At 72.4% G+C, this 21,076-nt stretch carries 18 protein-coding genes; 3 read left to right on the forward strand and 15 right to left on the reverse strand.

From position 1 onward, the window contains the following. Positions 1 to 44 precede the first annotated feature (44 nt). The 5 genes from AB0G59_RS26575 to rimP form a co-directional block, all read right to left on the reverse strand. The gene (locus AB0G59_RS26575) at positions 45 to 341 is read right to left on the reverse strand and encodes a DUF503 domain-containing protein (RefSeq protein ID WP_071963984.1); all 297 of its coding nucleotides are present in this window, start codon (positions 339 to 341) and stop codon (positions 45 to 47) included. Between the two features lie 141 nt (positions 342 to 482). After that, the gene (infB, locus tag AB0G59_RS26580; protein WP_360916479.1) at positions 483 to 3,551 is read right to left on the reverse strand and encodes a translation initiation factor IF-2; all 3,069 of its coding nucleotides are present in this window, start codon (positions 3,549 to 3,551) and stop codon (positions 483 to 485) included. A 175-nt stretch (positions 3,552 to 3,726) separates the two neighbouring features. Then, positions 3,727 to 4,002: a YlxR family protein gene (locus AB0G59_RS26585; RefSeq protein WP_071963986.1), complete on the reverse strand. Its 276-nt coding sequence runs from the start codon at positions 4,000 to 4,002 to the stop codon at positions 3,727 to 3,729. 210 nt (positions 4,003 to 4,212) lie between these two features. After that, positions 4,213 to 5,208, reverse strand: a complete 996-nt coding sequence (gene nusA, locus AB0G59_RS26590) for a transcription termination factor NusA (RefSeq protein WP_071963987.1) — start codon at positions 5,206 to 5,208, stop codon at positions 4,213 to 4,215. A gap of 2 nt (positions 5,209 to 5,210) precedes the next feature. Then, a complete protein-coding gene (gene rimP / locus AB0G59_RS26595; protein WP_360916483.1) occupies positions 5,211 to 5,759 on the reverse strand; it encodes a ribosome maturation factor RimP in 549 nt (182 codons plus the stop codon). Between the two features lie 224 nt (positions 5,760 to 5,983). Here rimP and AB0G59_RS26600 point away from each other — a divergent pair, with 224 nt between their 5' ends. From AB0G59_RS26600 to AB0G59_RS26610, 3 genes are read left to right on the forward strand one after another with little or no spacing between them, the layout of a single operon-like run. Further along, positions 5,984 to 6,457 carry a hypothetical protein gene (locus AB0G59_RS26600; protein WP_360916525.1) on the forward strand — a complete coding sequence of 158 codons (474 nt, stop codon included), beginning with the start codon at positions 5,984 to 5,986 and terminating at the stop codon, positions 6,455 to 6,457. After that, positions 6,454 to 6,951, forward strand: a complete 498-nt coding sequence (locus AB0G59_RS26605; RefSeq protein WP_360916486.1) for a ferritin-like domain-containing protein — start codon at positions 6,454 to 6,456, stop codon at positions 6,949 to 6,951. Before AB0G59_RS26600 ends, AB0G59_RS26605 begins: the two co-directional genes overlap by 4 nt. A 31-nt stretch (positions 6,952 to 6,982) precedes the next feature. Continuing rightward, complete coding sequence (locus AB0G59_RS26610; RefSeq protein WP_360916489.1) at positions 6,983 to 7,918, forward strand: aminoglycoside phosphotransferase family protein; 936 nt, start codon at positions 6,983 to 6,985, stop codon at positions 7,916 to 7,918. Between the two features lie 32 nt (positions 7,919 to 7,950). Here the strand turns inward: AB0G59_RS26610 and AB0G59_RS26615 are convergent, their stop codons facing one another. The 10 genes from AB0G59_RS26615 to AB0G59_RS26660 all read right to left on the reverse strand — a co-directional run bounded on the left by AB0G59_RS26615 (position 7,951) and on the right by AB0G59_RS26660 (position 20,845). Then, positions 7,951 to 9,675 (reverse strand): proline--tRNA ligase, encoded by a 1,725-nt coding sequence (locus AB0G59_RS26615; RefSeq protein WP_360916492.1) that lies wholly within the window; start codon positions 9,673 to 9,675, stop codon positions 7,951 to 7,953. A gap of 74 nt (positions 9,676 to 9,749) precedes the next feature. Beyond that, positions 9,750 to 10,283 (reverse strand): GNAT family N-acetyltransferase, encoded by a 534-nt coding sequence (locus AB0G59_RS26620; protein ID WP_360916495.1) that lies wholly within the window; start codon positions 10,281 to 10,283, stop codon positions 9,750 to 9,752. Between the two features lie 37 nt (positions 10,284 to 10,320). Continuing rightward, positions 10,321 to 11,166, reverse strand: coding sequence for a GNAT family N-acetyltransferase (locus AB0G59_RS26625; RefSeq protein WP_360916498.1), 846 nt, complete (start codon positions 11,164 to 11,166; stop codon positions 10,321 to 10,323). A 171-nt stretch (positions 11,167 to 11,337) separates the two neighbouring features. After that, positions 11,338 to 12,495: a flavodoxin-dependent (E)-4-hydroxy-3-methylbut-2-enyl-diphosphate synthase gene (gene ispG, locus AB0G59_RS26630; RefSeq protein WP_360916501.1), complete on the reverse strand. Its 1,158-nt coding sequence runs from the start codon at positions 12,493 to 12,495 to the stop codon at positions 11,338 to 11,340. Positions 12,496 to 12,648: 153 nt separating this feature from the next. Further along, complete coding sequence (locus tag AB0G59_RS26635) at positions 12,649 to 13,950, reverse strand: site-2 protease family protein (RefSeq protein WP_360916505.1); 1,302 nt, start codon at positions 13,948 to 13,950, stop codon at positions 12,649 to 12,651. Continuing rightward, on the reverse strand, positions 13,947 to 15,221 hold the full coding sequence (gene dxr, locus AB0G59_RS26640; RefSeq protein WP_360916508.1) for a 1-deoxy-D-xylulose-5-phosphate reductoisomerase: 1,275 nt from the start codon (positions 15,219 to 15,221) through the stop codon (positions 13,947 to 13,949). The genes AB0G59_RS26635 and dxr overlap by 4 nt, the downstream gene beginning before the upstream one ends. 73 nt (positions 15,222 to 15,294) lie before the next feature. After that, positions 15,295 to 17,229, reverse strand: a complete 1,935-nt coding sequence (locus tag AB0G59_RS26645) for an acyl-CoA dehydrogenase family protein (RefSeq protein ID WP_360916511.1) — start codon at positions 17,227 to 17,229, stop codon at positions 15,295 to 15,297. 152 nt (positions 17,230 to 17,381) lie between these two features. Then, on the reverse strand, positions 17,382 to 18,083 hold the full coding sequence (locus AB0G59_RS26650; RefSeq protein WP_360916514.1) for a response regulator transcription factor: 702 nt from the start codon (positions 18,081 to 18,083) through the stop codon (positions 17,382 to 17,384). Continuing rightward, entirely contained in the window at positions 18,058 to 19,308 is a 1,251-nt protein-coding gene (locus AB0G59_RS26655; protein ID WP_360916517.1) for a sensor histidine kinase, read from the reverse strand. The genes AB0G59_RS26650 and AB0G59_RS26655 overlap by 26 nt, the downstream gene beginning before the upstream one ends. Positions 19,309 to 19,399: 91 nt before the next feature. Then, complete coding sequence (locus AB0G59_RS26660) at positions 19,400 to 20,845, reverse strand: aldehyde dehydrogenase family protein (protein WP_360916520.1); 1,446 nt, start codon at positions 20,843 to 20,845, stop codon at positions 19,400 to 19,402. Positions 20,846 to 21,076: the final 231 nt, after the last annotated feature.

Consider the following 21,076-nt stretch of genomic DNA (forward strand, 5'->3'; position numbering starts at 1 on the left):
TCTCCTTCTCGTCTTCCATCATTGTGCTCTCGGCGCTGACGCACTCAGTCGTCATGATCGCCGTGGAACCGCCGCCGAACCGACAGCAGCTCCACTTCCGGACGTGCGGCGACCATGCGCTCGCAGCGGTCCAACAGGTCTGTGAGGTGCCCCGCGTCCCCGGACACCGCCGCCACGCCGATCGTGGCCCGGCGGTAGAGGTCCTGCTCGCCGACCTCCGCCACGCTCACCGCGAATTTGCGGTGCAGCTCGGCGACGATCGGTCGGACGACGGAGCGCTTCTCCTTCAGCGACCGTACGTCGCCCAGGAGAAGATCGAAGGACAGAGTCCCTACATACATGTGGTGCGGGTGAAGCCCACCCGGGAGGCGTGAGGGTCACCCGTGCGTCGTGCACGGGCCTCTTCGAACCGTACACGCAACGGCCGGGGCCGATCGACGGAAATATTCTTCCGCCGACCGGCCCCGGTCGAGCTATGCCGTTCAGCCTCGCGGCTTCTCGCGCATCTCGTACGTCGCGATGACGTCGTCGATCTTGATGTCGTTGAAGTTTCCGAGGTTGATACCACCCTCGAAGCCTTCGCGGATCTCGGTGACGTCGTCCTTGAAGCGACGCAGACCGACGATGTTGAGCTCCTCCGCGATGACCTTGCCGTCGCGGATGAGGCGCGCCTTGGTGTTGCGCTTGACCTCGCCGGAACGGATGAGGACACCCGCGATGTTGCCCAGCTTGGACGAGCGGAAGATCTCGCGGATCTCCGCCGTACCGAGCTCGACCTCTTCGTACTCCGGCTTCAGCATGCCCTTGAGGGCCGCCTCGATCTCCTCGATCGCCTGGTAGATGACCGAGTAGTACCGGACGTCGACGCCCTCGCGCTCGGCCATCTGCGTGGCACGGCCCTCGGCGCGGACGTTGAAGCCGATGACGATGGCGTCGGAGCCGGTCGCCAGGTTGATGTCCGACTCGGTGACCGCACCCACACCGCGGTGCAGCACGCGGATCTCGACCTCTTCGCCGACGTCGAGCTGGAGCAGCGAGGACTCGAGAGCCTCCACCGAACCGGACGCGTCGCCCTTGATGATGATGTTGAGATCCTGCACCAGACCGGCCTTGAGCACCTTGTCGAGGTCCTCGAGGGACACCCGGCGGGTGCGCTTGGCGAAGGCGGCGTTGCGCTCACGCGCAGCGCGCTTCTCGGCGATCTGGCGAGCCGTGCGGTCCTCGTCGACGACGAGGAAGTTGTCGCCGGCGCCCGGGACGTTGGTCAGACCGAGGACGAGGACCGGGGTCGAGGGACCCGCCTCTTCCACGTTCTGGCCCTTGTCGTCGAGCATCGCGCGGACACGGCCGTAGGCGTCACCGGCGACCATCGTGTCGCCGACGCGGAGGGTACCGCGCTGGACGAGGACGGTGGCCACGGCGCCGCGACCGCGGTCGAGGTGGGCCTCGATCGCAATACCCTGCGCGTCCTGCTCCGCGTTGGCGCGCAGGTCGAGCGAGGCGTCCGCGGTGAGGACCACGGCCTCCAGCAGGCTGTCGATGTGCAGGCCCTGCTTGGCGGAGATGTCGACGAACATGGTGTCGCCGCCGTACTCCTCGGCCACCAGACCGAACTCGGTGAGCTGACCGCGCACCTTGGTCGGGTCGGCGCCCTCGACGTCGATCTTGTTGACCGCGACCACGATCGGCACGTCGGCCGCCTTGGCGTGGTTCAGCGCCTCGATCGTCTGCGGCATGACACCGTCGTTGGCCGCCACCACGAGGATCGCGATGTCGGTCGACTTGGCACCACGGGCACGCATGGCGGTGAACGCCTCGTGACCCGGGGTGTCGATGAAGGTGATCGCGCGCTCTTCGCCGTTGACCTCGGTGGCGACCTGGTACGCACCGATGTGCTGCGTGATGCCGCCGGCCTCGCCCGCGACGACGTTCGTCTTGCGGATCGCGTCCAGCAGTCGGGTCTTACCGTGATCGACGTGACCCATGACGGTCACGACCGGCGGACGGGAGACGAGCATCTCCTCGCCGCCCTCGTTCTCACCGAACTCGATGGAGAACGACTCGAGCAGCTCGCGGTCCTCCTCCTCGGGGCTGACGATCTGAACCTGGTAGTTCATCTCGTCACCGAGGAGCGTCAGCGTCTCGTCGGACACCGACTGGGTCGCGGTGACCATCTCGCCGAGGTTCATCATCACGGCGACGAGCGACGCCGGGTTGGCGCCGATCTTCTCCGCGAAGTCGGTGAGGGAGGCACCGCGCGACAGGCGGATGGACTCGCCGTTGCCGCGGGGCAGCATCACGCCGCCGACGGACGGGGCCTGCATGGCCTCGTACTCCTGGCGCCTCTGCCGCTTCGACTTGCGACCACGACGCGCCGGACCGCCGGGACGGCCGAACGCACCCTGCGTGCCACCACGGGCACCGGGACCGCCGGGACGGCCACCGAAGCCGGGACGACCGCCGAAGCCGCCGCCGCCACCGGGAGCGCCACCGCCACCGGGACGACCGGCGAAGCCGCCGCCGCCACCGGGACGACCGCCGCCACCGGGACCGGCCGGACGGCCGGCGAAGCCGCCGCCACCGGGACGACCGGCGCCACCGGGACGACCTGCGCCGCCACCGGGACCGCGACCGCCGCCACCGGGGCCCGGACGCGGGCCGGCAGCCGGACGCTGCGGCATCATGCCCGGGTTCGGGCGGTTACCGGCGGGAGCGCCACCGGGACGCGGGGCGCCACCGGGGGCACCCTGCGGACGGGGCATGCCGCCCGGGGTCGGACGGGCGCCGCCCTGACCCTGGGGACGCGGGGCGCCACCGGGGCCGCCCTGCGGACGCGGGCCGCCGGGGCCCGGACGGTCGCCGCCGGGACGCGGGGCGCCACCGGGACGGGGGGCCTGCGGACGGGCCATACCGGTGGAGCCACCGGAGGTGAAGGGGTTGTTGCCCGGACGGGGACCGGCCGGACGTGCGCCACCGGGGCGCGGGGCACGCTCGCCACCCGGGCGCGGGGCGCGCTCGGGACGGCCACCGTCACGCTGACCGGCCGGACCACCCGGACGCGCGCCGGGGCGCGGGCCGGGAGCGCCGCCACCGGGGCGGGGCGCGGGACGGTCCTGGGACGGGGCGGCCGGAGCCGGCGCGGAGAACTCCGCGGCGGGCACCGGGGTGACCGGGGCAGGCTTGGCCGGAGCCGCCGGAGCGGGCTTCGGACCGGGGCGCGGACCGGGGGTCGGCGCGGCACCTGCCGGCTTGGGGGTGCTGGGGGTCTCCGCGGCGGCCGGCTTGGGGGCCGGGGCAGCGGGACGGGGGGCGCCCGGAGTGGGGGCACCCGGCTTCGGCGCAGCCTTACGCGGCGCCGCGGGCTTCGCAGCGGACTTGCCGGCGTTGCCGCCGGGCCCCTGCAATGCGTCAGTCAACTTGCGGACGACCGGCGCCTCGATAGTCGAGGACGCCGAACGGACGAATTCACCAAGTTCTTGGAGCTTGGCCATGACGACCTTGCTCTCCACTCCGAACTCCTTGGCGAGTTCGTATACCCGGACCTTAGCCACTTCGCTCCTTCTAGGTCCGGGTGTCCACCGGACCGTCGCTACTTCATGGGCGTACTCATCGCGTACTCATCGAGTGCTCATCGCAATCTCGACCTACTTCCAACTCGCGAGGTACCTGACCGCACGGTCGCCCGTGCCGTTCTTCTTACGGTGTTGCCTGGCAGTGCTGCCGGTACTAGCCGATCTGCTCGATGAAGCGGCGCAGTGCCGCGGTATCGAGCGGCCCCGGGCTTTTGAAGGCCCTGGGAAACGCCCGGCGGCGTACCGCCAGATCGAGACAGACCAGTGTGGGATGCACGGAGGCACCCCGGCCGGGCAGCGTACCGCGCGGATCGGGGACGCAGACGCCCTCGATCATCACGGTCCGCAGCAGTTCGCCCTTGGCCGCTCGCTCCCGGCACCCCACACAGGTGCGCTCAGGGCATGCGCGGGCATGCGTCCGGCCAGACACTGATTAAGTCTACCTCCCCACGCCGACCTCACCCCTTCGGGGCACTGATCGTGCGCGTATGCGTTTCGGCCATGATCGGCCAGGATTCGGGGCCCCTACCGGGGCCCACCGGGGGGATGCGGCCCCCTCATGGTCGTTTTACGGACCAATCGGGGCCGCTCGGGGCGGGCTGCCGCACGCCCCCCGTCACTACTGTGCGCTGCGCGAGGATCAGTCGCGCTCCGGCTGCTGCTGCTCGGTGTCCGGACGGATGTCGATCCGCCAGCCGGTGAGCCGCGCCGCGAGCCGGGCGTTCTGGCCTTCCTTGCCGATGGCCAGGGAGAGCTGGTAGTCCGGCACGGTCACCCGTGCGGAGCGGGCGGCGAGGTCCACGACCTCGACCTTGCTCACCCGTGCGGGGGACAGCGCGTGCGCCACCAGCTCCGCCGGGTCGTCCGACCAGTCGACGATGTCGATCTTCTCGCCGTGCAGCTCGGCCATGACCGCGCGGACGCGGCCGCCCATCGGGCCGATGCAGGCACCCTTCGCGTTCAGCCCGGAGCGGGTGGAACGCACGGCGATCTTGGTACGGTGACCGGCCTCACGGGCGATGGCGGCGATCTCCACCGAACCGTCCGCGATCTCCGGGACCTCCATGGCGAACAGCTTCTTCACCAGGTTGGGGTGGGTGCGCGAGAGCGTCACGGACGGACCGCGGACACCCTTGGCCACCCGCACGACGTACGTGCGCAGACGCGTGCCGTGCTTGTACTCCTCGCCCGGCACCTGCTCCTGGACCGGCAGGATGGCTTCCAGCTTGCCGATGTCGACCAGGACGTTCTTGGGGTCCTTGCCCTGCTGCACGATGCCCGCGACGACGTCGCCCTCACGGCCGGCGAACTCACCGAAAGTGATCTCGTCCTCGGCGTCGCGCAGACGCTGGAGGATGACCTGCTTCGCGGTGGTCGCGGCGATCCGGCCGAAGCCGGAGGGGGTGTCGTCGAACTCGCGGGGCTCCTCCCCCTCGGCGAGGTCCTGCGGGTCCTCCTTGGCCCACACCGTCACATGGCCGCTCGAGCGGTCCAGCTCCACGCGGGCCCGGCGGCGGCTTCCCTCGGTGCGGTGGTACGCGATGAGGAGGGCCGACTCGATCGCCTCGACCAGCAGGTCGAAGGAGATCTCCTTCTCTCGCACCAGACCCCGCAGGGCGCTCATGTCGATATCCACGGCTACGCCTCCTCTTGAATCTCGTCTTGAATCCCGGACTGGTCTCCGGCGGATTCGACTGCGGCCTTCTCGTCGGCCTTACGGTTGAACTCGATCTCGACACGCGCCTTGGCGATCTCGGCGAAGGCCAGCCTGCGGGCGGTGGGCTTGCGGCCCTTGACGCCCGGCACCTCCAGGTCGAGCCCGTCCTCGTCCACGGCCATGATCCGCGCGACGAGCTCCCCGCCGTCGGTGAGCTGCGCCTTGATCAGCCGGCCGGTGGCACGGACGTAGTGACGGTGCTGCGTCAGGGGGCGGTCGGCGCCGGGAGAGGTGACCTCGAGGACATAGGGGGCGCCACCCATGGCGTCCGTCTCGTCGAGCATGTCGGAGACATCGCGGCTCAGCTCCGCACACGTGTCCAGCTGCACACCCGCATCGGAATCCACCACGATGCGCAGGACGCGCCGCTTCCCGGCCGGCGTCACCTCGACCTCTTCCAGTTCCAGCTCTCGCGCGCTCACGAGAGGGGCGAGGAGCTCGCGCAGCCTCTCGCTCTGGGTGGTGCTCATCCGGGTGACTCCTCGGCCGCGTGTGCTGTTGTGGGAAAGTCGCGTGTCAGGTCAAAGCCTATCTGTTCCGGCAGGCGGCTGACGATTCGGTGCCCGGTCCGCTGCGACGTGGCCGCGCGCCGGTACGCTCGCGTGCGGTGATCATGCCCCGACGAGGCGGAAAGAGGATCGTGCCGCTCACGACGACGACGCGGGGCGCCGACGGCCCGCGCAGACGCAGGGTACTGGCCGGGGCGACGGCGGCCCTGCTGACCGGCGGCGCCACGGCGCTGCTGGCCGGATGTTCCTCCGACGGGGACGGCGCCGACGGGCGTGCCTCGGCCGAGCGGGGCCTGCGCGAGAGCGCCGGCCGGGACTCGGCGCGGCTGCTGGAGCGCTACGACGCGACGATCGCCGCGCACGCCTCGCTGGCGCAGCGGCTGCGGCCGTTGCGGGCCGAAGTCGCCCGGCACGCCGAGGCCTTCGGCCCGGACCCCCAGGCCTCCCCCTCGGCCTCGGCGACGGCCCCGCCCGCGGCCCCCGAGGTGCCCGGCGACGAGAACGCGGCCCTCGCCGCCCTCGCCGACGCCGAGCGCCGCACCGCCGACGCCCGTACCGCCGCCCTGGGTTCGGCCCCGCCCGACCTCGCCCGCCTGCTCGCCTCGGTGGCGGCGGCGGGCGCGGCCCACGCCTATCTGCTCACCGGAGGTGGCGCATGACCAGGACCTCCCGCTCCGGCGGCGCACCGCGCGAAGTGGTGGCGGCCGCGCAGGCCGCGCTCGCCGCCGAGCACGCCACCGTCTACGGCTACGGGGTGGTCGGCGGGCGCGTCGACGACGCCCGCGCGACCGAAGCCCGCGAGGCGCACGACGCCCACCGGGCCCGGCGGGACGCGATGAGCCGCGCCGTACGGGACTTGGGCACCGAGCCCGAGGCCGCGGCGGCCGCGTACACCCTGCCGTTCCCGGTGCCGGACGAGGCGGCCGCCGTGCGGCTGGCGGCGGAGCTGGAGAGCCGGCTCGCGGCCGTCTACGCCGATCTCGTACGGGCGGCCACGGGCGGTCTGCGCGGCGAGGCGGCGGCGGGCCTGCGGGAGGCGGCGGTGCGGGCGGTGCGCTGGAGCGGCGGCAGCGTAGCCTTCCCTGGGCTCGCCGAGCGGGCCGCGCAGGCCGGGCCCGGTGGCTCGCCGGGCGGTCCGTCCCAGCGGGCCTGATCAGCGAAAAGACGAAAGGGACCCCTCAGGGATGGCCAACGCTCACGACCGCCTCGAACCGCCGCAGCGGCTGGTTCGGACCCTGGGCTCGGACCCCGGCCGCGGCGCCGCCGCGCAGCAGTGGCTCACGGCGCTGCCGGACATCGCCCGGGAGTGCCTCGCCCGGTGGGAACTGACACCCGAACGGGTGCAGATGCCCGGCGGACGGACCGGCATGGTCGTCCTCGTCCGGCAGGCCGACGGCACGCCGGCCGCGCTCAAGCTCTCCCCGCCCGACGGCACGGCCGAGCGCGAACACGCCGCGCTCGCCCACTGGGACGGACGCAGCGCGGTGCGCGCGCTGCGCGTGGACCCGGCGGCCGGGGCGCTGTTGCTCGAACGGCTGCACGCCGACGTCAGCCTGCGGTCGCTGGCCGAGGCCAAGGCCCAGCTGGAGGCGGCCGCCACGCTCCAGCGGCTGTGGGTGCCGCCGGCCGCCGGTCATCCGTTCGCGACCGTCGCCGAGCACACGGCGGCGCCGGCCGACGCGTTGCGCTCGTACCGCGAGGAGCCGTGGGCGGCGGAGGTGCGCGGCGTGCTCGACGAGGCGCTGGAGCTGCGCGACGGCCTGGTGGCGGCCGGCGACGAGGAGGCTCCCGTGCTGCTGCACGGCGACTACCACCAGGGCAGCGTCCTGGCCGCCGACCGCGCGCCCTGGCTGGCCATCGCCCCGCGCCCGCTGGTCGGCGAACGGGCCTACGACCTGGCCTGGCTGGTCCGCGACCGCGCCGACACGCTGCTGGCCGCGCCGGGGGCAGCCGCGGCGGCCCGGCGGCGGGTGGCGAAGCTGTCGGAGTCACTGGACGTCGACGCCGGGCGGCTGCGGGGCTGGACGCTGTTCCGGGCGACGGAGGCGGGGGCGGTGGCGCTGGCGCGGGGGGAACGGAGGCAGGGGGAACTGCTGCTGGAGTTCGCGGGGTTGCTGTAGGTCCGGGGGCTCCGCCCCCGAACCCCCGGTCCTCAAACGCCGGACAGGCTGGAATTAACCGCCTCCGTCAGCCTCGACACCGCCTCGTCCACCGGCAGTTCCTCCTTCTCGCCCGTGCGGCGGTCCTTCAGCTCGACCACGCCGTCGGCCGCGCGGCGCCCCACGACCAGGATCGTCGGCACCCCGATCAGTTCCGCGTCCGTGAACTTGACGCCCGGTGAGACGCCCGCCCGGTCGTCCAGCAGGACGCGCACCCCCGCCTCGGCCAGGCGCGCGGCCACCGCGTCGGCCAGTTCGGTCTGTACGGCCTTGCCGGCGGCCACCACGTGGACGTCCGCCGGGGCGACTTCGCGGGGCCAGCACAGACCGGCGGCGTCGTGGGTCTGCTCGGCGAGGGCGGCGACGGCGCGGGAGACGCCGATGCCGTACGAACCCATGGTGACGCGGACGGGCTTGCCCTGCGGGCCGAGCACGTCGAGGCCGAACGCGTCGGCGTACTTGCGGCCGAGCTGGAAGATGTGGCCGACCTCGATGGCCCGCCCGATCTCCAGGCCCGCGCCGCAGCAGGGGCACGGGTCGCCGGGCTCGACCACGACGACGTCGACGTAGCGGTCGACGGTGAAGTCGCGGCCGCAGACGACGTTGCGGGCGTGCGTGTCCGGCTTGTTGGCGCCGGTGATCCAGGCGGTGCCGGGCGCCACGCGCGGGTCGGCGAGGTAGAGCACGTCCTCGGGCAGCCCCTGCGGGCCGACGTAGCCGCGCACGAGGGCGGGCCGGTCCGCGAAGTCCTCGGCCGTCACCAACTCCACGACGGCCGGGGCGAGGTGCTCGCCCAGCTTGCCCAGGTCGACCTCGCGGTCGCCGGGCACGCCGACGGCGGTGATGCGGCCGTCGACCTTGACGAGCAGGTTCTTGAGCGTGGCCGAGGCCGGCACGGCCAGGTGCTCGGCGAGGGTCTCGATGGTGGGGGTGTCCGGGGTGTCCACCTCCTCCAGCGGGCCGTGGCCCACGGGGTCGGCGGGGGTCACGACCGTGGTGACCGCCTCGGTGTTGGCGGCGTAGTCGCAGCTGGGGCAGTCCACGAAGGTGTCCTCGCCGGCCGCCGCCGGGGCCAGGAACTCCTCGGACGCCGAGCCGCCCATCGCGCCGGAGACGGCGGAGACGATCCGGTGGTCCAGGCCCAGGCGGGCGAAGACGCGGGCGTAGGCGGCGCGGTGCAGCCGGTAGGACTCGGCCAGGCCCTCGTCGGTGGTGTCGAAGGAGTACGAGTCCTTCATCTGGAACTCGCGGCCGCGCAGCACGCCCGAGCGGGGCCGCGCCTCGTCCCGGTACTTGGTCTGGATCTGATAGAGGATCACCGGCAGGTCCTTGTAGGACGTGCACTGGTCCTTGACCGTCAGGGTGAAGATCTCCTCGTGCGTGGGCCCGAGGAGATAGTCCGCGCCCTTGCGGTCACGCAGCCGGAAGAGCTGGTCGCCGTACTCCGTCCAGCGCCCGCTCGTCTCGTACGGCTCCCTGGGCAGCAGCGCGGGCAGCAGCACCTCCTGGCCGCCGATGGCGTCCATCTCCTCGCGCACCACGCGCGTGACGTTCTCGAGGACCTTCTTGCCGAGCGGCAGCCAGGTCCACACGCCCGCCGAGGAGCGGCGTACGTAGCCGGCGCGGACCAGCAGCTTGTGGCTGGCGGTCTCGGCGTCGGCCGGGTCGTCGCGCAACGTCTTGATCATCGTCTTGGACATGCGCTGGACATGGGCCATGGTTGCTCCTGCGTACCGTGCGGGGTGATCTCCAGGAGACTAGCCTCCGGCGCCGAGGGCCGGGAAACGCTTTCTCAGGCCGCCAGCGGCAGCGGCGCCCCCATGACGGCGTACGGGCTGGGCGCGCTGGGGAAGATCACGTTCCGGGCGAGGTCCCGGTAGCCGAGCTTGCGGTAGAGCGCCCGGGCGGGGCTCTCGCGGTCGATGGCGGAGAGGATGGAGCGGGGCTCCCGGGCGGTGGCCGTGATGGCGGTGATCAGGCCCCGGCCGATCCGCCGGTTCTGGAACGCGGGGTGGACGTGCAGCTCGGTGATGACGAAGGAGTCGTCCAGCCAGGCCTCGCAGCCGTTGGCGCGCAGATACGGTTCGACCACCGTGGACCACCAGTGCGTGCGGTCGTTCGGCATCCCGTAGACGAAGCCCACGAGCCGGCCCTCGGGCGTGGTGGCGCCCAGGGCCCGTGCGCCGGGGCAGGCGAGGTGCCGGAGCACGATGTGGCGCCGTACGCCGACTTCCTCGGGCGTGAGCCCGAAGGCGACGGCCTGCACGGCCAGCGCTTCGTCCACCCGTGCGGCGAGGTCGAGCGGTCCGACCGCGATGTCATTCATGCGGGGAGGCTACCCGTCCGTAGGTCCGTCGGTCGCCTCAGAACAGCACGCTCATGAAGGCGCCGACCTCTTCGAAGCCCACCCGGCGGTACGCGGCCCGCGCGGCGGTGTTGTAGTCGTTGACGTACAGGCTCACGACCGGGGAGACCTCGCGCAGGGCGTGGCGCAGGACGGCGGCCATGCCGGTCACGGACAGGCCGCGGCCGCGGTGCTCGGGGGCGACCCAGACGCCCTGGATCTGGCAGGCCCGGTCCGTGGCGGCGCCGATCTCGGCCTTGAAGACGACGCGGCCGTCCTCCACGCGGGCGAAGGAGCGGCCGGAGCCGACGAGCTCGGCGACGCGGGCCTGGTAGAGCAGGCCGCCGTCGCCGGCGAGCGGGGAGACGCCGACCTCCTCGGTGAACATGGCCACGCACGCCGGCATGATCACGTCCATCTCGTCCCTGCGGACGCGGCGGACCAGCGGGTCGGGCTCGACCTCCGCGGGCATGGACCGGGTGACCATGAGGGGCTGGTGGGCGCGGACCTCGCGGGCGGGGCCCCAGTGGGGTTCGAGGAGGGACCACAGCTCGGCGGTGGCCCCGGCCGGCCCGACGATGGAGGAGCAGCGACGGCCGGAGCGGCGGGCGCGGTCGGCGAAGGCGCGTACGGCGTCGGGGCCGGCGCAGATGGGGACGAGGTTGGCGCCCGCGTAGCAGAGCGATTCCAGACGGCCGCCCGCGTACCAGCCCCACATCTCGCCGCCGAGCCGCCAGGGGTCGAGCCCGGCGACCTGGACGCGCGCCGCGACGAAGGCGTTGGCGACGGGGTCTCGGTCGAGGACGGCGAGGGCAGCGTCGAGTTCGCCGGGCTCCAGGACCTTGGTGGTGGTCGTCGTCAGCACGTGTGGGATTGCCTCACCGTCGCGGGCCGGGGGCCATGGGGGAACAGGTCCTGGCACTGTACCTCCAGCCTTGGACGGGTACCTGTCTCGCGGGCGGATATGGCGCTGCCCCGTCCCTTGCGGGGGCGGGGCAGCGGTGGTGCGGGGTGGAACCGGCCGGTTCCGGCCGGGTCAGCCGGCGACGCTGATGGTGGGCTCGCCGGAGGCGATGCCGTCCTTCTGCATCTGCTCGGCGATCTTCAGGGCCTCTTCGATGAGGGTCTCCACGATCTTGGACTCGGGGACGGTCTTGATGACCTCGCCCTTGACGAAGATCTGGCCCTTGCCGTTGCCGGAGGCGACGCCCAGGTCGGCCTCGCGGGCCTCGCCGGGGCCGTTGACGACGCAGCCCATGACGGCGACGCGCAGCGGGACCTCCATGCCCTCCAGGCCCGCCGTGACCTCCTCGGCCAGCTTGTAGACGTCGACCTGGGCGCGGCCGCAGGAGGGGCAGGAGACGATCTCGAGGCGGCGCTGGCGGAGGTTGAGCGACTCCAGGATCTGGATGCCGACCTTGATCTCCTCGGCGGGCGGGGCGGACAGCGAGACGCGGATGGTGTCGCCGATGCCCTCCGAGAGCAGCGCGCCGAAGGCGACGGCGGACTTGATGGTGCCCTGGAAGGCCGGGCCGGCCTCGGTGACGCCCAGGTGCAGCGGGTAGTCGCACTGGGCGGCCAGCTGGCGGTAGGCGTTGACCATGACGACCGGGTCGTTGTGCTTGACCGAGATCTTGATGTCGCGGAAGCCGTGCTCCTCGAAGAGGGAGGCCTCCCACAGGGCGGACTCGACGAGCGCCTCGGGGGTGGCCTTGCCGTACTTCTGCAGCAGGCGGCGGTCCAGCGATCCGGCGTTGACGCCGATGCGGATCGGGGTGCCGGCGTCGCCGGCGGCCTTGGCGATCTCCTTGACCTTGTCGTCGAACTGCTTGATGTTGCCCGGGTTGACCCGGACGGCCGCGCAGCCGGCGTCGATGGCGGCGAAGACGTACTTCGGCTGGAAGTGGATGTCCGCGATGACCGGGATCTGGGACTTCCGGGCGATGATCGGCAGGGCGTCGGCGTCGTCCTGCGTGGGGCAGGCGACGCGGACGATCTGGCAGCCGGAGGCCGTCAGCTCGGCGATCTGCTGCAGCGTGGCGCCGATGTCCGAGGTCCGGGTCGTCGTCATCGACTGGACGGACACGGGGGCGTCGCCGCCGACGGCCACGGATCCGACCTGGATCTTGCGGCTGACCCGGCGGTCGGCGAGCTTGGTCGGAACGGAAGGCATTCCCAGCGAAATCGCAGTCATCTGGCGAGCAACCCCAAGGTCTTAAATCATGGTCCCGAGATCGGCGGGCTCCGGTCTCCGAGGTTACGGCAAACGCCGGACGGGCTGGAAATTCAGCGCGTCCGGCATGGGTGTGTGCCGGGGGGGGCGGGGGCCGGGGGGCGGCGCCCCGGCTCAGGTGAGGCGTACGGGATTCACCACGTCCGCGATGAGGACGAGGATGGTGAAGCAGACGAAGATCCCCGCCACCACATAGGCGACCGGCATCAGCTTGGCCACGTCGAACGGGCCCGGGTCGGGGCGCCGGAAGACCTTGGCGAAGGCGCGCCGCACCGACTCCCACAGGGCGCCCGCGATGTGTCCGCCGTCCAGCGGCAGCAGCGGCAGCATGTTGAAGAGGAACAGCGAGAGGTTGAAGCCGGCGACCAGGAAGAGCATGGTCGCGATCTGCTGCGACGGCGGGATGTCGAGGTTGAACACCTCGCCGCCGACGCGGGCGGCGCCCACGACGCCCATGGGCGAGTCGGCCTTGCGCTCGCCGCCGTCGAAGGCGGCGTTCCACAGGTCCGGGATCTTGCCGGGCAGCGCGATCAGGGACTCCACGCCGGACTGGACCATGTCGCCCATCCGGTCGACGGACTGGCCGAAGGACTGCTGGACGACGCCGGTGGCGGGCGTGAAGCCGAGGAAGCCCGCGGTGACGTACTGGCCCTTGAGGGGCGCGCCCTTGCCGTCGTACTTCTGGACCTGGTTGGAGATGAGGTCCGCGCTGAGGGTCTTGTGCTGACCGTCCCGCACGACGGTGATCGTGGCCGGGCCGGTGGTCTTGCGGATCTCCTTCTGCAGGGTCGTCCAGTCGGTGGCCTTGTGGCCGTTGAACGCGACGATCCGGTCCTTGGGCTGCAGGCCCGCGGCCTTGGCCGGGGAGTCCTTGGCGCCCGTGGGGCACTTGTCGGTGGCGGCGCTGGCGGAGACGACGCACTCGGAGACGGCGGAGACGGTCGTGGTCTGGGTGTTGACGCCGAACGACATCATCACGCCGAGGAAGATCACCACCGCGAGGACCAGGTTCATGAACGGTCCCGCGAACATCACGATCACGCGCTTCCACGGCTTGCGCGTGTAGAACATCCGCGTCTCGTCGCCCGGCTGCAGCTCCTCGAAGGCCGCCGAGCGGGCGTCCTCGACCATGCCGCGCCACGGGGAGGTGGAACGGGCGCTGATGCGGCCGTCCTCGCCGGGCGGGAACATGCCGATCATGCGGATGTAGCCGCCGAGCGGGATGGCCTTGATGCCGTACTCCGTCTCGCCCTTGCGGCGGGAGAAGACCGTCGGCCCGAAGCCGACCATGTACTGCGGCACCCGGATGCCGAACATCTTGGCGGTGGAGAGGTGGCCCAGCTCGTGCCAGGCGATGGAGAACAGCAGGCCCACCACGAAGACGACTATCCCCAGGACGGTCATCAGTGTCGTCATGCGCGGGCCTCCGAGGTCGCTTTCGCCGTACGGGCGCCCGTACGGGCCGCCAGTTCGCGGGCCCGGGCGCGCGCCCAGGTCTCCGCCTGCAGGACGTCCGAGACGGTCAGGCGGGTTCCCGCGGCGGGGGTGCCGTGTTCCGCGACCACCTCGGCGACGGTGTCCACGATCCCATTGAACGGCAGCTGCCCGCTCAGGAACGCATCGACGCACTCCTCGTTGGCGGCGTTGAAGACGGCGGGCGCGGTGCCGCCGAGACCGCCGACGTGCCGGGCGAGGCCGACCGAGGGGAACGCCTCCTCGTCGAGGGGGAAGAACTCCCAGGTGGAGGCCTGGGACCAGTCGAAGGCGGGGGCCGCGTCGGGCACCCGCTCGGGCCAGCCGAGGCCGATGGCGATGGGGCCGCGCATGTCGGGCGGGGTGGCCTGGGCGAGCGTGGAGCCGTCGGTGAACTCCACCATCGAGTGGACGTAGGACTGCGGGTGGACGACGACCTCGATGCGCTCGAAGGGGATGTCGTACAGCAGGTGGGCCTCGATGACCTCGAGGCCCTTGTTGACCAGGGTGGCCGAGTTGATCGTGATCACCGGGCCCATGGACCAGGTGGGGTGCGCCAGGGCGTCCTTCGGGGTGACGGACGCCAGCTCGGCCTTGGTGCGGCCGCGGAAGGGGCCGCCGGAGGCGGTGACGACCAGCTTGCGGACCTCGGCGCGGGTGCCGCCCAGCAGGGCCTGGAAGAGGGCCGCGTGCTCGGAGTCGACGGGAATGATCTGCCCCGGCTTGGCGACGGCCTTGACCAGCGGGCCGCCGACGATCAGGGACTCCTTGTTGGCCAGGGCCAGCGTCCGGCCCGCCTCCAGGGCGGCGAGGGTGGGCGCCAGGCCGATGGAGCCCGTGATGCCGTTGAGGACGGTGTGGCACTCGCTGCGCGCCACCTCGGTGGCCGCGTCGGGCCCCGCCAGGATCTCGGGCAGCGGCTCGCTCCCGTACCGCGCGGCGAGCGCCTCGCGCAGCGCCGGCACCTTGTCGGCCTGGGCGACGGCGACCGTGCGCACCCGCAGCTGCCGGGCCTGCTCGGCGAGGAGGTCCACCCGGCCGCCGGCGGCGGACAGGGCGGTCACCGTGAAGCGGCCGGGGTTGCGCAGCACGAGGTCGATGGCCTGGGTGCCGATCGAACCGGTCGAGCCGAGGATCACGATCTCGCGCGGTCCGTCGCCCGCCGGAACGGCGGCGGAGTAGCGCAGGTGCGGGTCAGCGAGGGAGTCCGTCATCCCCCCATTGTGGCCGCACCGCCGGGCCGGCCCGACAGGGGCGTCTCGGTGATGCGGCCATCGGGTGATCCGATCAGCGGATCGGGCGGTGGACGTTCTCGGCCTTGGAGGGCCCGGGGGTGGCGTCCGCGATCCAGGGGCCGTCGCCGCTGGGGTCGACGATGCCGGCCTCCAGCCACTCGTAGGAGCCGGACATCACGCCCGAGACGACCTTGCGGTCGAGCTCGTCGGTGTTGGTCCACAGCCGCCGGAAGAGCTCTTCCACACGGATGCGGGACTGGCGGCAGAAGGCGTCGGCGAGCTGGTACGCCTCGGTACCGTGGTCGCCCCGGCTGCGCAGGTGCTCGGCCCGTACGCAGGCGGCGCTCATGGCGAACAGCTCGGCGCCGATGTCGACGACGCGGCCCAGGAAGCCCTGCTTGGTCTCCATGCGGCCCTGCCAGCGCGACATGGCGTAGAAGGTGGAGCGGGCGAGCTTGCGCGAGGAGCGCTCGACATAGCGCAGGTGGCCGGAGAGGTCGCGGTGGCCGGCCGGGTGGAACTCGGAGTAGGTGCGCGGCAGCGCTCCGGGCCCGGTGACGAGCTTGGGCAGCCAGCGGGCGTAGAAGCCGCCCGCGCGGGCGCCGGCCCTGGCCTTGTCCCCGAGGGACTTGTCGGGGTCGATGAGGTCGCCGGCGACGGAGAGGTGGGCGTCGACGGCCTCGCGGGCGATGAGCAGGTGCATGATCTCGGTGGAGCCCTCGAAGATGCGGTTGATGCGCGAGTCGCGCAGCATCTGCTCGGCGGGGACGGCCCGCTCGCCGCGGGCGGCCAGCGAGGCGGCGCTCTCGTAGCCGCGGCCGCCGCGGATCTGGACCAGTTCGTCGGTCATCAGCCAGGCCATCTCGCTGGCGTAGAGCTTGGCGAGCGCGGCCTCGATGCGGATGTCGTTGCGGTCCTCGTCCGCCATCTGGCTGGACAGGTCGAGGATGGCCTCCAGGGCGAAGGTGGTGGCGGCGATGAAGGAGATCTTCGCGCCGACCGCCTCGTGCTTGGCGATGGGCTTGCCCCACTGCTCGCGCGCGGTGGACCACTCGCGGGCGATCTTCAAGGCCCATTTGCCGCCGGAGACGCACATGGCGGGGATGGACAGCCGGCCCGTGTTCAGCGTCGTCAGGGCGATCTTCAGGCCGGAGCCCTCGGGGCCGATGCGGTTGGCGGCGGGGACGCGGACCTGGTGGAAGCGGGTGACGCCGTTCTCGATGCCGCGCAGGCCCATGAAGGCGTTGCGGTTCTCCACCGTGACGCCCTCGGCCGCCGCCTCGACGACGAAGGCGGTGATGCCGCCCTTGTGCCCCTCGCTCCTGGGCACCCGGGCCATGACGACGAGGAGGTCGGCGACGACGCCGTTGGTCGTCCACAGCTTCACGCCGTCGAGGACGTAGTCGTCGCCGTCGGGCACGGCGGCGGTCGCCAGCCGGGCCGGGTCGGAGCCGACGTCGGGCTCGGTGAGCAGGAAGGCGGTGATGTCGGTGCGCGCGCAGCGCGGCAGGAAGGCGTCCTTCTGCTCCTGGGTGCCGAAGAGCTTCAGCGGCTGCGGCACCCCGATGGACTGGTGGGCGGAGAGCAGGGCGCCCACGACGGGGCTGGCGGAGCCCACCAGGGACAGGGCCTTGTTGTAGTAGACCTGGGTCAGGCCCAGGCCGCCGTACTTGATGTCGATCTTCATGCCGAAGGCGCCGAGCTCCTTGAGCCCGGTGACCGTCTCGTCCGGGATCTTCGCTTCGCGCTCGATGCGGGCGCCGTCGATCCGCGTCTCGCAGAAGTCGCGCAGCTTGGAGAGGAACTCCTCGCCGCGCCTGACGTCCTCCGGGGCGGGGGTGGGATGCGGGTGCAGCAGGTCGAGTCGGAACCGGCCGAGGAAGAGCTCCTTGGCGAAGCTGGGCTTCTGCCATCCCTGCTCCCGGGCCGCTTCGGCGACCTGGCGCGCCTCGCGCTCGGAGACCGGTCGTACGGATGGTGCGGTCATCTGGCACCTCACCGCTTCAGTCGGGGCGGTTGTCCCGGTCGACTACCGACCGGTGCTACTCGTCCGTATGTACCTACCCGATCCGTACGGCGTCTACCAGCCCCCGGGCAAGGTTCCGGCCCGGGCGCGTGGGGCGTGTGCGGCGGCGCGCGTCAGCGGGCCGCGCCGGGGGTGACCAGGCCGCTCTCGTAGGCGACCACCACCGCCTGGGCGCGGCTGCACAGGCCCAGTTTGGCCATGGCGCGGTTGAGGTGGGTCTTGACCGTGGCCTCGCTGATGACGAGCTCGGAGGCGATCTCGACGTTGGACAGCCCGCGTCCGGTCAGCCGCAGCACCTCCGTCTCCCGGCCGGTGAGCCCCTCGAGCGCGGGCGGCTCGGGCTCGGGGTCGGGCTCGCGCCGGGCGAAGGCCTCGATCAGGCGGCGGGTGACGGTCGGCGCGAAGAGCGTGTCGCCGCCTGCCACGGCCGTCACGGCGGCGAGCAGGCGCTGCGGGCCCGCGTCCTTCAGCAGAAAGCCCGAGGCTCCCGCGCGCAGCGCCGCGTACACGTACTCGTCGAGGTCGAAGGTGGTCAGGACCAGCACCCGGGGTGCGGGGTCCACGGCGGCCTCCAGGATGCGTTCGGTGGCCGTGATGCCGCTGAGGCCGGGCATCCGGATGTCCATGAGGATCACGTCGGGCCGGTGCTCGGCGGCCAGCGCGATGGCCTCCTCGCCGTCGGCCGCCTCGCCGACGACCGCCATGCCGGGGGCGGCGCGCAGCAGGGCGGCGACTCCGGCGCGGATGAGGACCTGGTCGTCCACGACGAGGACGCGGATGTCCGCGGCCTCACTCCGTTCGGCCTTCCCGGTCATCCCCGGCCGTCCCTCTCCCCTGCACCGGCGACTGGAGGGGAAGGGTGAGCCGGACCTCGAACCCGCCCTCGTCGCGCGGGCCGGCGGCCAGCGATCCCCCGTAGATCCTGGCGCGCTCGCGCATGCCGATCAACCCGTGGCCGCCCGGCGGCGACGGGATGGCCGGAAGTGCACCCCGGCCGTCGTCGGTGACCCGTACGGACAGCTGGTGCGGCCGGAATTCGACGCGGACGGTGGCGCGGGCGGGGCGGGCGTGCTTGATGACGTTGGTCAGCGCCTCCTGGACGACGCGGTACGCGCACAGGTCCGGGCCCTGCGGGAGCGGCCGCCGTTCCCCCACGACCTCCAGCTCCACCGCCACGCCCGCGGCCCGGACGCGTTCGGCGGTCTCCTCGAGCCGGTCCAGGCCGGGCGCGGGCTGGTACGGGCCGTCGCCGGGGTTCTCGCCGACGCCCTCGGGCCCCACGCGCAGCACGGCCAGGAGCCGGCGCAGCTCCTCCAGCGCCTCCCCGCTGGAGGCCGAGATCGTGCCGAGGGCGTCGCGGGCGGTCGTGGCGTCGCTGGTGAAGACGTAGTGGGCCAGGCCCGCCTGCACGGAGATGACGGACATGTGGTGGGCGACCACGTCGTGCAGCTCCCGGGCGATGCGGACGCGCTCCTCGGCGACCGCGTGGCGGGCGTTCTCCTCGCGCTCGCGGCGCAGCTGGCCGGTCAGCTCCGACAGGGTGACGTTACGGTCTGCCAGCCGGCGGGCGTTGTCGCCGAACTTCCAGATGATGAAGGGGATGACCAGGGCCTGGGCCACGGCCGTCGCCATGTCGCCGCTGCGCGAGAGCAGCGCTCCCAGGATCCAGACCGCCGCGAGCGTCGCCCCGCAGACCGCGGCGTGGGCCGTGCGGCAGGTGGCGGCCACCGTGTACAGGGCCAGCATCAGGGCGCCGCTGTTGACGACGGGCCAGAACCCCGCGGCGATGTACCAGAGCCACAGGGCCGTGGCGGCCGCGAAGACGGTGCGGGGGGCCCGGCGGCGTGCGACGAGGACGAGGTTGGCGGCGCAGATCAGCGCGTAGCCCAGGGTGTCGGGCCGGTCCCAGTACCAGCCCTCGGGCGGGCGCTCGTGCGCCAGCAGCAGCGCCACGATCGTGAAGCCCACCGCCAGCGGCACGTCCAGCGCCGCGCGCGGCCACCCCGCGATCCTGCGTTCCAGTGCCCCCACCGTCCACATCGCCGCAGCGTAACCGCGTACCGGCAGGCGGAAAGCAGTGCGCTCCGGCACACGGTGCCGGAGCGCACTGCTGTGCAGCTGTTTGACGCTGTTACAGGTTCAAACCCGTCAGGACGAGAACACGCTCGTAGGTGTAGTCGTCCATCGCGTAGCGCACGCCCTCGCGGCCCACGCCGGACTGCTTGGCGCCGCCGTAGGGCATCTGGTCCGCGCGGTAGGACGGGACGTCGCCGATGATCACGCCACCGGTCTCCAGCGCGCGGTGCGCACGGAAGGCGGTCTGCAGGTCGTGCGTGAACACGCCCGCCTGCAGGCCGTACGGGGAGTCGTTGACCGCCGCGAACGCCTCGTCCTCGCCCTCGGCCTTGGTGATCGTCAGGACCGGGCCGAAGACCTCCTCGCAGGCGATCGTCACGCCGGCCGGGACGTCCGCCAGGACGGTCGGGGCGTACGTGGCGCCGTCGCGCTTGCCGCCCGCGAGCAGCGTCGCACCGGCCTGGACGGCCTCGTCGACCCAGGACTCCACGCGCTTGGCGGCGTCCTCGCTGACCAGCGGGCCGACGTCGGTGGCAACGTCGGACGGGTCGCCCGTCACCTGCGCCTCGACGGCCGCGACGACCTTCGGCACCAGCCGCTCGTACAGCGAGGCGTCGGCGATGACGCGCTGCACGGAGATGCAGGACTGGCCGCCCTGGTAGTTGGAGAAGGTGGCGATGCGCTGCGCCGCCCAGTCCAGGTCCTCCTCGGAGGACCAGTCGGCCAGGACGACGGCCGCGCCGTTGCCGCCGAGCTCCAGGGTGACGTGCTTGCGCGGCGCGGAGTCGAGGATCGACCAGCCGACCGGGCCGGAGCCGGTGAAGGAGATGACCGGCAGCCGCTCGTCCTGCACCAGGGCGGGCATCCGGTCGTTGGGCACGGGCAGGACGCTCCAGGAGCCCGCGGGCAGGTCCGTCTCGGCGAGGATCTCACCGAGGACCAGGGAGGAGATCGGGGTCGCCGGGGCCGGCTTGAGGATGATCGGGGCGCCGACGGCGATGGCCGGGGCGACCTTGTGCGCGCTCAGGTTGAGCGGGAAGTTGAAGGGCGCGATGCCGAGCACGGTGCCGCGCGGGAAGCGGCGCGTCAGCGCGAGGCGGCCGGTGCCGCCGGCGTCGGTGTCCAGGCGCTGGGCGTCGCCGGCGTTGAAGCGGCGCGCCTCCTCGGCGGCCCAGCGGAAGACGGAGACGGCACGGCCGACCTCGCCGCGCGCCCACTTGATGGGCTTGCCGTTCTCGGCGGAGATCAGCTGGGCGATCTCCTCGGTGCGCTCGGTCAGCCGCTTGACGACATGGTCGAGGGCGGCGGCCCGGACGTGGGCGGGGGTCGCGGCGAACTCGTCCCGCACGGCGTGCGCGGCGGCCACGGCCTCCTCGACCTGCGCCTCGGTGGGCACGCTCACGGTGCCGACGAGACGACCGTCCCAGGAGTTCGTGACGTCGAAGGTCTCCTCGCCGGTGGCCTCGCGGCCGGCCAGCCAGAACGCGTGGGGAGCAGTCACGGATTCCCTCCGGGGGGTGCAGACGTAATTGGCTCCCCCACCGTAGGTGTGGGGCGGCCCCCGGCTGTTTATCCGTCATGGAGCGCGCGACCGCGCGGGTGCACCGCTATGGCGTGGAGCCCAGCACGGCGCGGACGATGTCGACGTCGCGGGCGAGCGCCGGACGTCCTGGTTCGGCCAGTCGTACGGCACGGTCCTCGGAGCCACCTACGCGCAGATGTTCCCCGAGCG

It is taken from the genome of Streptomyces sp. NPDC021096 (genome assembly GCF_040641275.1).
In the GTDB taxonomy this organism is placed as follows: Bacteria; Actinomycetota; Actinomycetes; order Streptomycetales; family Streptomycetaceae; genus Streptomyces.

Bases quoted from the DNA above. Each gene is read 5' to 3' on its own strand.
- AB0G59_RS26635 (WP_360916505.1), bottom strand. From the start codon at position 13,950: ATGACGACACTGATGACCGTCCTGGGGATAGTCGTCTTCGTGGTGGGC.
- rimP (WP_360916483.1), bottom strand. From the start codon at position 5,759: ATGAGCACCACCCAGAGCGAGAGGCTGCGCGAGCTCCTCGCCCCTCTC.
- AB0G59_RS26650 (WP_360916514.1), bottom strand. From the start codon at position 18,083: ATGACCGGGAAGGCCGAACGGAGTGAGGCCGCGGACATCCGCGTCCTC.
- AB0G59_RS26615 (WP_360916492.1), bottom strand. From the start codon at position 9,675: ATGGCCCATGTCCAGCGCATGTCCAAGACGATGATCAAGACGTTGCGC.
- AB0G59_RS26610 (WP_360916489.1), top strand. From the start codon at position 6,983: ATGGCCAACGCTCACGACCGCCTCGAACCGCCGCAGCGGCTGGTTCGG.
- AB0G59_RS26605 (WP_360916486.1), top strand. From the start codon at position 6,454: ATGACCAGGACCTCCCGCTCCGGCGGCGCACCGCGCGAAGTGGTGGCG.
- AB0G59_RS26645 (WP_360916511.1), bottom strand. From the start codon at position 17,229: ATGACCGCACCATCCGTACGACCGGTCTCCGAGCGCGAGGCGCGCCAG.
- AB0G59_RS26655 (WP_360916517.1), bottom strand. From the start codon at position 19,308: ATGTGGACGGTGGGGGCACTGGAACGCAGGATCGCGGGGTGGCCGCGC.
- AB0G59_RS26575 (WP_071963984.1), bottom strand. From the start codon at position 341: ATGTATGTAGGGACTCTGTCCTTCGATCTTCTCCTGGGCGACGTACGG.
- dxr (WP_360916508.1), bottom strand. From the start codon at position 15,221: ATGACGGACTCCCTCGCTGACCCGCACCTGCGCTACTCCGCCGCCGTT.
- AB0G59_RS26620 (WP_360916495.1), bottom strand. From the start codon at position 10,283: ATGAATGACATCGCGGTCGGACCGCTCGACCTCGCCGCACGGGTGGAC.
- ispG (WP_360916501.1), bottom strand. From the start codon at position 12,495: ATGACTGCGATTTCGCTGGGAATGCCTTCCGTTCCGACCAAGCTCGCC.